Origin of the sequence: Niastella soli (assembly GCF_017742245.1) — a bacterium.
Taxonomy (GTDB): domain Bacteria; phylum Bacteroidota; class Bacteroidia; order Chitinophagales; family Chitinophagaceae; genus Niastella; species Niastella soli.
In genome coordinates, this window is record NZ_JAGHKO010000004.1 from 1,342,994 (window position 1) to 1,355,888 (window position 12,895).

General features: G+C 39.8%; 15 protein-coding genes. 11 read left to right on the forward strand and 4 right to left on the reverse strand.

The features are described 5' to 3' along the window. Positions 1 to 37 precede the first annotated feature (37 nt). The 5 genes from J7I42_RS20115 (at position 38) to J7I42_RS20135 (ending at position 6,570) form a co-directional block, all read left to right on the forward strand. Positions 38 to 2,848, forward strand: a complete 2,811-nt coding sequence (locus J7I42_RS20115) for a multicopper oxidase domain-containing protein (RefSeq protein WP_209140648.1) — start codon at positions 38 to 40, stop codon at positions 2,846 to 2,848. Between the two features lie 26 nt (positions 2,849 to 2,874). After that, positions 2,875 to 4,965, forward strand: a complete 2,091-nt coding sequence (locus J7I42_RS20120) for a copper-translocating P-type ATPase (protein WP_209140649.1) — start codon at positions 2,875 to 2,877, stop codon at positions 4,963 to 4,965. A gap of 33 nt (positions 4,966 to 4,998) precedes the next feature. Further along, complete coding sequence (locus J7I42_RS20125) at positions 4,999 to 5,577, forward strand: DUF3347 domain-containing protein (protein ID WP_209140650.1); 579 nt, start codon at positions 4,999 to 5,001, stop codon at positions 5,575 to 5,577. Between the two features lie 6 nt (positions 5,578 to 5,583). Then, positions 5,584 to 6,048, forward strand: coding sequence for a heme-binding domain-containing protein (locus J7I42_RS20130; protein ID WP_209140651.1), 465 nt, complete (start codon positions 5,584 to 5,586; stop codon positions 6,046 to 6,048). A gap of 93 nt (positions 6,049 to 6,141) precedes the next feature. Next, entirely contained in the window at positions 6,142 to 6,570 is a 429-nt protein-coding gene (locus J7I42_RS20135; RefSeq protein WP_209140652.1) for a heavy metal-binding domain-containing protein, read from the forward strand. Positions 6,571 to 6,628: 58 nt separating this feature from the next. Here J7I42_RS20135 and J7I42_RS20140 read toward each other — a convergent pair whose 3' ends face one another. Both J7I42_RS20140 and J7I42_RS35695 read right to left on the reverse strand, forming a co-directional pair. Then, a complete protein-coding gene (locus tag J7I42_RS20140) occupies positions 6,629 to 6,988 on the reverse strand; it encodes a carbamoyltransferase C-terminal domain-containing protein (RefSeq protein ID WP_209140653.1) in 360 nt (119 codons plus the stop codon). A 1-nt stretch (position 6,989) separates the two neighbouring features. Beyond that, a complete protein-coding gene (locus tag J7I42_RS35695; RefSeq protein ID WP_209140654.1) occupies positions 6,990 to 7,247 on the reverse strand; it encodes a hypothetical protein in 258 nt (85 codons plus the stop codon). A gap of 119 nt (positions 7,248 to 7,366) precedes the next feature. Here J7I42_RS35695 and J7I42_RS20150 point away from each other — a divergent pair, with 119 nt between their 5' ends. From J7I42_RS20150 to J7I42_RS20175, 6 genes are all read left to right on the forward strand, one after another. Continuing rightward, on the forward strand, positions 7,367 to 8,188 hold the full coding sequence (locus J7I42_RS20150) for an AraC family transcriptional regulator (protein WP_209140655.1): 822 nt from the start codon (positions 7,367 to 7,369) through the stop codon (positions 8,186 to 8,188). A gap of 89 nt (positions 8,189 to 8,277) precedes the next feature. Further along, positions 8,278 to 8,766 carry a hypothetical protein gene (locus tag J7I42_RS20155; RefSeq protein WP_209140656.1) on the forward strand — a complete coding sequence of 163 codons (489 nt, stop codon included), beginning with the start codon at positions 8,278 to 8,280 and terminating at the stop codon, positions 8,764 to 8,766. Continuing rightward, positions 8,766 to 9,203 (forward strand): DoxX family protein, encoded by a 438-nt coding sequence (locus J7I42_RS20160; RefSeq protein WP_209140657.1) that lies wholly within the window; start codon positions 8,766 to 8,768, stop codon positions 9,201 to 9,203. The genes J7I42_RS20155 and J7I42_RS20160 overlap by 1 nt, the downstream gene beginning before the upstream one ends. Beyond that, the gene (locus J7I42_RS20165) at positions 9,194 to 9,967 is read left to right on the forward strand and encodes a sulfite exporter TauE/SafE family protein (RefSeq protein WP_209140658.1); all 774 of its coding nucleotides are present in this window, start codon (positions 9,194 to 9,196) and stop codon (positions 9,965 to 9,967) included. The genes J7I42_RS20160 and J7I42_RS20165 overlap by 10 nt, the downstream gene beginning before the upstream one ends. A gap of 26 nt (positions 9,968 to 9,993) precedes the next feature. Further along, a complete protein-coding gene (locus J7I42_RS20170; RefSeq protein ID WP_209140659.1) occupies positions 9,994 to 10,347 on the forward strand; it encodes a TolC family protein in 354 nt (117 codons plus the stop codon). A gap of 18 nt (positions 10,348 to 10,365) precedes the next feature. Beyond that, positions 10,366 to 10,578, forward strand: a complete 213-nt coding sequence (locus J7I42_RS20175; RefSeq protein ID WP_209140660.1) for a hypothetical protein — start codon at positions 10,366 to 10,368, stop codon at positions 10,576 to 10,578. Positions 10,579 to 11,132: 554 nt separating this feature from the next. Here the strand turns inward: J7I42_RS20175 and J7I42_RS20180 are convergent. Further along, entirely contained in the window at positions 11,133 to 11,444 is a 312-nt protein-coding gene (locus J7I42_RS20180) for an RNA recognition motif domain-containing protein (RefSeq protein WP_081153187.1), read from the reverse strand. Between the two features lie 215 nt (positions 11,445 to 11,659). Further along, entirely contained in the window at positions 11,660 to 11,908 is a 249-nt protein-coding gene (locus tag J7I42_RS20185) for a hypothetical protein (protein WP_209140661.1), read from the reverse strand. Positions 11,909 to 12,895 lie beyond the last annotated feature (987 nt).

The following is a 12,895-nucleotide window of genomic DNA, read 5'->3' on the forward strand; positions in this document are numbered from 1 at the left end:
TCAGAAAGAAGAAGTGTTGCCATTAAAAAATACACCAATGAAAAACATAGCAGCCTTGCTCCTGTTGTCTTTTTTCTGGTCGTTTTCCTGGGCCCAGAAACAGGCCAGCAAACAGGAACAACCAACAATATATACCTGTGTTATGCATCCCGAGGTCCGTATGAACAAACCTGGGAATTGCCCGAAGTGTGGAATGAAACTGGTTGTAGTTAAAAGAAAAGCAGCTAGTAAAACAATTACTAACAATAAGCAAATGCCCATGAAAGACACATCTAAAAAGATGGACGGCATGGAGCATCTGCAAATGCCTTCGCAGCAGGCTAAACAACAAGCTCAGCCTGTAACCTATACCTGCCCCATGCATCCTGAAATTCATGCTACCAAACCGGGCAATTGCCCTAAATGTGGAATGAAACTGGTAAAAGAAAAAGCTGTAGTTTCTCCGCAGGCTGATCATCTGCAGGACAGCATGCAAATGCCCATGACCGATAGCACAGGCAGGATGGAAAATAGAGATAGCATGAAAATAGATGAAATGGATATGGGGGATGGTGGTACAGTTATGGAAAATATAAAAACAGCAAAAGCGAATTTAGGACCGGTAAAAACTATTGACGCCTCTGCTCCTCCACGTACTGTACGGTACGATTTATATATTGCTGATACTATAGTAAATTTTGGTGGCAAACCTAAACGTGCCATTGCGGTGAACGGACAAATACCCATGCCGACCTTAACATTTACCGAAGGTGACACTGCTGAAATTTATGTGCACAATAATCTGAATGAAGAAACGGCCCTGCATTGGCATGGATTATTTCTGCCCAACAAAATGGATGGTGTGCCCAATCTTACCCAAATGCCAATAAAACCACACACCACGTACTTGTACAAATTTCCTATTGTTCAGCATGGTACCCACTGGTATCATAGCCATTCCGGTTTGCAGGAACAAATAGGAATGTATGGGACTTTTATTATGAACAAAAGAAAAGAGTGGGATATTCCTACTATCCCTATTGTTCTAAGCGAGTGGACAAATATTAAGCCTGAAGAGGTCGATCGAAGCCTGCATGCCGCTACAGATTGGTTTGCCATAAAAAAAGGATCTACCCAAAGTTTTTCGGAAGCCATTAAAACAGGTCATTTTAAAACAAAGCTTACCAATGAATGGAAACGGATGACGGCCATGGATGTAAGCGATGTGTATTATGACAGGTTTTTAATCAACGGAAAAAATCAAAACGAGCAACCTGGGTTCAAGGCAGGTGACAAAGTACGATTGCGTATAGCCAACGGAGGGGCTTCCTCTTATTTCTGGCTTAATTACGCTGGCGGAAAGATAACAGTAGTAGCTACTGATGGCAATGATGTAGAACCGGTGGAAGTTGACCGGTTGATTATAGCCGTATCTGAAACGTATGATGTGATGGTAACCATTCCAGATAATAAGAGTTATGAATTTTTAGTAACGCCGGAAGACCGTACAAAATCGGCATCCCTCTGGCTGGGTAATGGAGAAAAGGTGCCCGCTAAAAAGCCGGGCAAGCTCAAATATTTTGCTGGTATGAAAATGATGAACGACATGATGGATATGAAGGGTAACCTGGTACAAATGGATGGCATGAAAATGCAGAATCAGATAATGGATATGAACTCGGTCATGTATCCTGAAATAACCGGTGAAGAAAATCCAAAATCTGAAAAGAAGAATGATGCTATGCTGGGGCATGACATGCACAGCATGCAAATGCCAGATAGCAATAGTATGAAGGGGATGGATATGACAGCAGAAGTACCCGATATGGTAACTTTGAATTACGAAATGCTGCGCGCCCCTAATAAAACCACCTTACCTCCGGGGCTGCTCAAAGAGCTGCATTTCACTCTTACCGGCAATATGAACCGCTATGTTTGGAGCCTGGATAACAAGGTCGTTTCAGAAAGCGACAGGATTCTGATTAAAAAGGGCGAAAATGTACGGCTCATCTTGTATAACAACAGTATGATGCGACACCCTATGCATCTGCATGGCCATGATTTCAGGGTATTGAACGGCCAGGGTGAATATGCCCCCATGAAAAATATCATAGATATGATGCCCATGGAAACCGATACCATAGAATTTGCAGCTACGGAACCCGGAGGAGATTGGTTTTTCCATTGCCACATTTTATATCACATGATGAGCGGCATGGGCAGGATTTTCCGGTATGACAATAATTTGCCCAACCCCGAAATACCTAACCCCAAATTGGCGCAACGGAAATTATTTGCTGATGACAGAATGATACATCCTATGGCAAGGATTGGTTTGGAGAGCAATGGCAGCGATGGGGAGATAATGGTTGCCAATACCCGATACCGGTTGCAAACTGAATGGCGGATAGGCTATACTATGCACCACGGCTATGAAAGTGAAAGCCATTTTGGAAGATACCTGGGCAGAATGCAATGGTGGTTCCCATATATAGGTTGGGGTTTCCGTAAGCGAACCATAGATGATCCGTTTGAAAAGAATTTTTTCGGACAATTACTTACGCCAAAGAAGAATGTGTTCGGACAGACCAACACCAAAAACTTCAGACAGGTTTTTCATATAGGTGTTGAATATACCCTCCCCATGCTCATTATTGCTGACGGATCTATTGATAGTGAAGGAAAACTCCGTTTCCAGTTAAAAAGAGAAGATGTACCCATATCAAAACGGTTGCGGTTCAATTTTATGGCCAATACAGATAAAGAGTACATGTTTGGGTTCAGGTATATTGTAACCAAATACTTTAACCTTTCCACCCACTTTGATAGTGATATGGGTTTCGGCGCAGGAATTACACTAGTTTATTAAACCGATTTCAATAAATACATCAGTATATGGAAAATCAGCATAACCATCACCACGATCATCATCATGAAGGGTCAATGGAACCTGATAAATCTGCAAAAAGCAAGTCAATGCCTGCATCTCATCAACAGGTAGGGCATTCACACCCAAAACCTCAAGATGATCATGGCGGTCATAATGAGCATGCCGGGCATCACACAGCCGATTTTTTAAAACGGTTTTGGATATGCCTGGTTATCACTGTACCTGTTTTGTTGCTTTCGCATATAATACAGCAATGGGCTGGATTTAAACTGAGTTTTACAGGTGATAAGTATGTATTGCTTGCATTAAGCAGTTTTATTTTCATTTACGGTGGTAGCCCTTTTTTAACTGGATTGGTAAGAGAATTTAAACAACGGGTACCAGGAATGATGACATTGGTGGCAGTAGCTATTACTACCGCTTATGTTTATAGTACTGCAGTTGTGTTGGGGTTGTCTGGTATGGATTTCTTTTGGGAACTTGCTACATTGATCGATATTATGTTACTGGGCCACTGGCTCGAAATGAGATCACAAATGGCGGCCTCCCGCGCTTTGGAATCATTAGTGGCCCTTTTACCATCTGCGGTACATATAGAACGCAATCACATAGTAACTGACATTCCCTTAAAGGATTTACAGACTAACGATGTTATCATTGTTAAGCCAGGAGAGAAAATTCCGGCAGATGGTTTGGTAATTGAAGGTAGTTCCTATGTTAATGAAAGTATGTTAACCGGTGAAAGTGTCCCCGTCCAAAAAGGGAAAGATGAAAAAGTGATTGGAGGGGCGGTGAATGGAGATGGTGCTCTAAAAATTGAGGTTACCGGGACGGGCAATGACAGTTATCTGAGCAAAGTTATCGGTATGGTTCAATCTGCACAAGGTACAAAATCAAAAACACAAAATCTCGCTGGTAAGGTTGCCATGTGGCTCACCATTATATCTATAAGCGTAGGTATAATTACATTGATCATTTGGCTTTCCGCCGGCCAATCTTTGCCTTTTGCACTGGAGCGCATGGTCACTGTAATGGTAACGTCATGCCCGCATGCCTTGGGTGTTGCTATTCCATTGGTAGTTGCTGTGTCTACCACACTTTCTGCTATGCATGGTTTATTGATACGTAACCGTACCGCTTTTGAGAATGCCAGAAACATTACTACTATTATTTTTGACAAAACCGGCACACTTACAAAGGGTTCACATGAAATACAACAAATCATTCCATTAACCAATCTGTACACCCCTGATGAAATCCTTCAATATGCAGGCGCAATCCAGCAAAACTCCGAACACCATATTGCGCATGGAATTATCCGCAAACTGAAAGAAAAAAAACTGGAATTATGGAAGTCGTCAGATTTTCGATATATACAAGGCGTTGGTGTTACCGGTACTGTAAATGATAAAACAGTGGTAGCCGCAGGACCCAATTATTTCAAACAGCAACAAAAAGAACCGCCTGTCATTCCAAACGAAATTGATCAGTCAATCAATACCATAAATTATGTATTAATTGATGATACTCCTGCTGGAATCATCACACTGGCTGATAGTGTCCGGGAAACATCAGCAAAGGCCATTGCTACGTTAAAGGAAATGAATATCAAATCTTTTTTGCTCACAGGAGATAACGAAAAAGTAGCTGCTGCTGTAGCTCAGAACCTTGGCATGGATGGGTATCTCGCCAACGTATTGCCACATGAAAAGCAAAACAAAGTAAAAGAGTTTCAGGATAAAGGAGAAATCGTTGCCATGACCGGCGATGGAGTCAATGATGCCCCGGCGCTGGCACAAGCCGATGTGGGTATAGCCATTGGATCTGGTACCGATGTAGCTGCGGAAACAGCCGATATAATCCTTGTAAACAGCGATCCCCAGGATGTGGTGCAAATGATCGCCTTTGGACGTGCTACGTACCGTAAAATGGTGCAGAACCTGGTATGGGCTGTTGGGTATAATGTTGTTGCTATCCCATTGGCAGCAGGTATATTATATCCCACGTTCATGTTAAGTCCTGCGATGGGTGCAGTATTAATGAGTGCAAGTACTATTGTCGTAGCTATAAACGCCAAACTCTTAAAAGTAAATTGATTTACAACTATTTTATTATTTAAAAATTCAGAAATGAAACACGTTACTTTAATGACAGCTATTAGCATTGCATTCATTACTGCCTGCAATGACGGCCCAAAGCAAGCGAACACCGGAAATAATAACACTACTCAATCAGCCCCCGCAACCAGTACAGAGACTGCACTGCAACCGGCTGCATCCCCAGTTAAAGAGATCGTGAATGGATATTTGCAACTAAAAAACGCACTTGCTAACGATAATGGCAATGATGCTGCTTCTTCGGGTAATACAATGGTTGCTGCCTTTGGACAATTTGATAAATCAAAATTGTCCGCCGATAAAACAAAAACCTATGAGGACATAGAATCAGATGCAAAAGAGCATGCTGAACACATTGGGAAAAATGGAAATAATATTAAACATCAGCGTGAACATTTTGACATGCTTAGTAAAGATATGTATGAGCTGGTAAAAACGTTTGGCGCGGGGCAACAGCTTTATTACGATCATTGTCCGATGTACAACAACAATAAAGGTGCTGATTGGATAAGCGAAAAAAAGGAAATTTCTAATCCTTATCTGGGTAAGGAAATGCCCACATGCGGAACAGTTAAGGAAGAACTTAAATAAAATTTCATGCGTAGGAAAAGTAAGTGGCTACTAATTCTCATAGCTGCAATTATTATTATTCAGTTTATACAACCTGCCCGCAATAAAAACGGGCAGGTTTTGCAAACTGACATAACAAAAAAGTTTACAGTACCCGCGAATGTAAAATCGCTTCTTGAAGCTGCCTGTTATGATTGCCACAGCAACAATACCCACTATCCCTGGTATGCCATTATACAGCCGGGTGGTTGGTGGTTGGCAAAACATATCCAGGATGGGAAGGAAGAAATTAACTTCAGTGACTTTGGCTCCTACTCACACCGAAGGCTAATAAATAAGTTAAAATCGATTGAAAACAGCATTAGTGATGGAACAATGCCATTATCATCTTATATCTTACTGCATAAAGATGCAAGGCTCACAAATGATCAAAAAAAACTGATTATTGAATGGGCCAGCAAATTAAAAGATAGCCTGACTATTGCAAATTAAGCCTGACAAAAATCATCCAGGGAAATAATGTGAATCATTAATCGCTAATTATCCAATAGGTAGTTTTATTCTACACATTTAAAATCTAAAATAATGAAACAGATACTCATTTTAACCGTGGCATTTCTTATAGCATCAACCTCCTTATTTGCTCAGACAAAAGCTGGTAAAGTAGACACAACAAAACATGCCACTTATTATACCTGTCCTATGCATACGGATATAGTAAGCAATAAACCGGGCAAATGCCCTAAATGCGGCATGGATCTTACTCTTTCAGGCAAGGAGCAAATGAAAACAGAAGTAACCAAAAGTTATAGATGCCCTGTTCATGTAAATGTATCCAGTCATGATCCCGGGAAATGCCCACAATGTGGAAGAAAAATGCAGTTATCGGCAAAAGAACAGATGAAGGCGGAAGTAGCAAAAGTATACACCTGTCCAATGCATCCTGAAGTAGCGCTTAATAAAGATGGCGTTTGTCCCAAATGCGGGAAAGCATTGGTTGAAAAGAAAAATTAATAACAATTAATCAGCATCGATGTAACTGACAACCTTTTTATTATTGTTGTCCGTAAAATTATTGGTGAACGAGAACATCCAATCCCGTAGTGTAAAAATATCGAATGGCATCATACGGTGATTCTACGATCGGTTCACCCATCACATTAAAACTTGTGTTGAGCAAAACAGGAACACCGCTCAGTTTTTCAAACTCTTTTAGAAGGGTATGAAACATGATGTTTGTTTCCTTATGAATGGTTTGTAAACGAGCTGTTCCATCCACGTGTGTAATTGCCGGAACCAGGTCGCGCTTGTCCGGCAATACATTGCACACCTTCAACATAAAAGGATCAGCTACATGTTGCTCGAAGTACATTGGCTCATCTTCTATTGGACAAGAAGGTGCAAATGGGCGAAATGCTTCCCGGTGTTTCACTTCAGCATTTCCCCTGCGATATAGGAAAAAAATCCTGCCTGTAAAAGGTATAACTGCGATTTTTTACCTTACCCATAAAGGAGGTCGACCATTCACCCGAGCCGTCTACAGAAAGGAGCGCAGCTCTCTCATAAGGAGAGATCAAAAAGGTACCAATCACATGCAACAGGTGATGAGCAATATAATGGACCGGTGGTTTATGGCCATCCTTGAAAAAAGCCTGGTACCACCGGGATAAGCGCTTGCGTTTCCAATACAAATTGTTAATGGTCAGCGGCGATGTTTTATTTTCTTTGTTTATGGGTGTGATTAATATATAAAAATGATGGATTTTTCACCGAATTTTGACGGCCTTTGTAAACAAGTGGCAAATGACCGATGTATTCAAAACTTCCCTTAAAAAATAAGATTGAAACAGGTAAAAGCATCAAAATTGCTCCCTTTAGAAAAGACATTCGTAAAACGGAGCCTCACAAACACAATAACTATTTTGAAATAATATACCTCTCAAAAGGCAAAGGGTTTCATACCATAGATTCTCAGCAATACCAGGTAAATCCTCCCGTTGTGTTCATAGTCAGGAAAGAACAGGTACATCATTGGGAACTGAATGATGTACCCGATGGTTTTGTACTGATATTAAAAAAATCTTTTGTTGATACCAGCCTTGATAAAGAACTAAAAAACCTTCTAACGCAAGTGAGTGCCTTTTCCTGTATCCTATTACAGGATGAAAAGATCATTGAGCAATTGTTCAACATGCTGGTACAGGAATATCAGTCTGAACTCAACAGCAATATGCCGATAACAGAAGGATTGCTTAAAGCCCTTCTCGCTAAAATACTGCAAATGGCAAAACCTGTGCAGCCAACAAAAAGGAAGACATCCAATCTTTTCCTGGACTTCCGGGAAATTCTTGGCCATGATAAAACGCTCAAAAATAGTATTGCATACTATGCCCGGTTGCTGAAAACCACCCCCCAAAACCTGAATGCAGCTTGCCGCAAAGCCGTTGATCAATCCGCAGCAGAAATATTATCAGAATTTATAATCAGTGAAGCCAAGCGTTTGCTGCTTTATACCGATATGACTGTTGCTGAAATATCTCTTTCGCTGGAGTTTAAGGACAATTCCCATTTTATAAAATACTTTAAACGTCATACCGGTAATACACCGCAATCTTTTCGTTCTATTGCTTAGAAAAGACCATATTATTTTCAAATAGACCATCCAGGAGGCTGCTTATAGTACCATATTTGCAAGTTCATAACTGTGTCCTTCAAATATGTATGAAATCACTATTCTTTCCCTTGTCGCTCATCATACTTGCAGCCTGTAATCACCCAAAGAACGATGTAAAACAATTACAGGAACAGATAGACAGCCTGCAAAACAAACTGGATAATTCCTACAAGCCCGGATTCGGTGAATTTATGAGTAGTATACAAATGCATCATGCCAAACTTTGGTTTGCAGGTACAAACAACAACTGGAAACTAGCTGACTTTGAAGTTCACGAAATTCAGGAGGCGTTGGAAGCTATTCAACAATTCAATACAGACAGGCCCGAAGCAAAAGAAATTGGAATGATAAACCCCGCCATTGATAGCGTAAATAGTGCCATCAAGCAGCTTAATCAGCAGTTATTCAGAAGTAGTTATATTTTGCTTACCAATACCTGCAACAATTGCCACAGAGCAACCCAGCATGAATTTAATGTAATTACCATTCCTGCTAATCCACCAATAAGCAATCAAAATTTTAAACCTGTTGATTAATGATGTTTAGCAAAATATTCCAAACAGATAATTCCAACACGACTATTATCATCCGCCTCATGGTAGGTGCAGTGTTTATATCAGAAGGTATGCAGAAATTTTTATTTGCCAATAAATTGGGGGCAGGCCGCTTTGCCAAAATAGGTTTGCCCAATCCTGATTTCTTAGGGACTTTTGTGGGCAGCTTTGAAATAGTATGTGGTACACTGGTTTTAATTGGTTTGTTTACAAGGCTTGCAGCCATGCCATTACTGACCATCATGTTAGTCGCTATTGCCACTACCAAAGCACAGCTTTTAGCCGATAACGGCTTTTGGTCAATGTTGCACGACAGCCGTACTGATTGGTCAATGCTCTTGGGTAGTATTTTTCTGATAATCAAAGGAGGCGGCAATTGGTCGTTGGATAAAAAAATTGCAAACCAAAAATGGAAATAATTATACTCTCGCTAGCAGCATTTGTTGTTGCTTTACTTACTTTCTTTTCCGGTTTTGGATTAGGTACGATTCTTACCTCGGTATTCATGATTTTCTTCCCGGTCGAGTTAGCTATTGCATTAACCGGGGTGGTACATTTCTTTAATAATATCTTCAAATTGATACTGGTCGGGAAACGGGTGGATAAACAAGTTGCGCTTCGTTTCGGCATTCCGGCAGTGATAGCAGCTTTTGCAGGAGCCTGGCTCTTATTGCAGATAACTGAATTGCAGCCGCTTTTTTCTTATTTCATAGGAAGCAAAATGTTTGAAGTTTCACCGGTTAAATTTATCATTTCATTATTACTCATCTTGTTTGCTATCATTGACCTAATACCTTATTTCAGCAAACTGCAATTTGGAAAAGACAAATTACCTATTGGTGGTGCTTTAAGCGGCTTCTTTGGTGGTTTATCTGGTAACCAGGGAGCATTGCGTAGTGCGTTCCTGATAAAAGCCGGTTTACCAAAAGAAGCTTTCATTGCAACGGCAGTAGTAGTATCTACCTTCGTTGATTTTACAAGGCTTTCTGTATATGCCACCCGTTTTACAAAAGCGGGTCTGCATGAAAACCTGGCTTTAGTGATCTGTGCTACATTGGCAGCCATCGCAGGAGCCTATGTTGGTAATAAGCTCCTGAAAAAAATTACCCTGAAGTTTATACAAATACTTGTTGCCATAATGCTGATTGTCATTTCACTGGCATTAGGTGCAGGTTTGATTTAATGACATCTAAATGACTACAATAAAATATGATAAAACCTTATATAAAGCATTTGCATTTTATCCTATATCTTTTTATTTGTTTCCAAAGCGCCCATGCACAACAGCAGGCGACATCCACTTCTTTAAAAGAACTGCTACAACTGGCGGAGAATAATTATCCTTTGCTGAAATCAAAAGCACTGGACGTACAGGCAGCAAAAAAAGGAATTGATATTAAGAAAAGAATTATTCCTTCCCTGGATGCCTCTTACCAGGTTAACTATGCCACTTACAATAACAGGATCTTATCATCCGATCCATTGAAGAAAAGCAGAATGAAATTTCCTGGCAACTCAAAAAACAAAATGAATTGGCGGATACAACCCTTAGCACTGCATTAGTCGTAGTGGGAAACCCTTTTGTTTTATGAATCAGCCAGTTTTTCAAATAAAGCATTACAATCCCGGTATCAATCGGGGTTAGCCAACTTTGCCGACCTGATGCAGTCGCAATATGCTTTGATAAAAGCAGCAACAGATAATAAAATGGCTTATATACTTGTATGGAAAGCCTTGTTGTATAAAGCGGCGGTGAATGGCGATCTGAACTTATTTTTAAACCAGGTTAATTAGCAAGGTTATGATCCCATTAATAGCATTGGCGTTGCGCAAACCACTGGCCGTAGTGGTAACTTCGATCTTTTTCGGCTAAGAAAAAATAGAATAGAAAGAACTTGCTTTACGATCATACACGCAGATTTTAAAGTTTTAAAATCTCCTTACATGACCACTCACAAAACCAGTTTGGTTCGTGGGGACCTGTAAATATAGGTCCCCAGAAGGTCCCCGAATTAGTCCCCAAATTGCTTGTATTCGTTTGTACTGCTTTGATACGAAAAATTTCAGCAAATGCAGACTGGACGGGCATTTGCATAAAAAAAGGCGTCAAAGTATGACGCCTCATTTAACAAAGTTGTGACCCGGATTGGAATTTCTTCAAACCAATTAAAAGGAGATTTATCCAAATTGTATGCAATTAGATCATTGATATTAAGCATGAGGGATGAACTGTAATGATGGTGCCGTTTTCAATAGCTGTTCCATCGCATTTGGTCACTTTACCCGGTTTGGGATTACACGGCAAAAAAAAAGCCCCTTGCGGGGCTTTACGGCTAACAAAAATGACTTTAGTATCTATTTTTATTATAACTATTTCCATTGTTGAAGTTGCCACCGTTACCACGGGAAGGCCTGTCTTCTTTTGGTTTGGCAACAGATACGCTGATGGTCCTGTTTTCTACAGTAGCGCCATCCAACTCAGCGATTGCTTTTTTTGAAGCAGCTTCATCTGTCATTTCAACAAAACCGAAACCTCTGGAACGGCCGGTTTCTCTGTCTGTAATAACTTTAGCTGAAGTAACCTCTCCATAAGGAGCAAAAAAATCTTTTAAGTCTTCATCCTGTACGTCGAAGCTTAAATTTGAAACATAAATGTTCATTCGTAACAATTAATTGATAAAAAATCTCGAGGAAAGCAAGAAGTAAGAAACTAACTATAAAGCAGATTAACTGAACAGTCTAATTAATGAATACTAATGCGAGGCTCAAATTGACTGAACGAAGGTACTACTTATTTTTTACATTCTCACAAATTAATAATAAAGGTGTGGATACACTGCAAGTGAACCACACCTTTTACCATTTAAAAAATAAATCAGTTTAGTAAGTCATCTATTGGAATGGCCTCCAGGTAATGGCTTATGGCATTCGTATCCGGCAATAACCGGTATTCTTCAATGCTCTTGTCGGTTTTGTTGCAATAAGCTTCAATGTAATAATAATCGAGCTGAAACAGGAAAACAATGGTGTCCGGGTAGGATCTCTGAGCTAATGCCACTGCATTATTCATGACAGCGTATTTTTTATCCTCCTCATTTAACAGAATAAAATCAGAAAGCTTCATGACGTTAATTTTAAAAGTTAACTAATAAAGGCTTGCTAAAACTTTAAACGAAACTGAAAACAGGAACAAAAACGCAATACGATAAATTTCTACTGATAAACTAGAACAAATATTGTGATACAATAAGTAAAACCACCATGCGTCAGAAAGAAAGGAGGCTAATTTTGACGCAAAAAAACAGAGACTTTGCGAATATAGGAGTTCTAAGGCAAAAAAGTGTTTTTTTTGAAAACACCTGTTACTGCTTTATAAACGAACCTCCATGACAATCATTATTTTCCATCTGGTAGTAATACGGCCGTCGGATGTGCTATGCTACTGAGTAACCAAAATTAAAAAGCCCTCCGATAAATCGGAGAGCTTCCTACGTGAACCGGATTGGATTTGCTTCAAACCAATTAAAGGAAGATTTGAGCCAATTGCACAAAATAAAATCTATGATTTATAACAAATTACGGATGTTTTAATTTTCATACTGGATAACGTTGGCTGACGATAGATCAAGCCGGGCCAACATTTTCCAGAGTGTAGTGAGCACATTTCAAAAGCGGGTTACCGGATTGCTTGTTTATACTCTTCATCCTTATAATTAGAGATGGCAATATGAACCATTCATTAGTAGCCTATGCTCCATGCCAATGCTGAGTATTCTCAAAGATGTTATCCACATCGTCTTTTTTGATTGTCTGTGCAGGTTTTCCTATTCCCTAGTAAAAGCCGTTGTCTTCAATCACTATTAATACCTAACCTCTTGGATATGTATGCAAATTGGTTCTTGCGCCTGGTTCAAAAGTTACACAATACGGCAACCTTTTAAACAGCTTTCGGTAAAGTTCATGAGATGAAGGCTCGCATAGGTTTAAAAGATAAATAGGGTGTTTTTCACCTTTTTAATTCGATGAAATTGTTTTAACCTGCCTATATTTTCGGTCGATGTTCCCAAATATTTTTAATATGGTTAAATTATTTATTGTTTTCAGCTTTTAA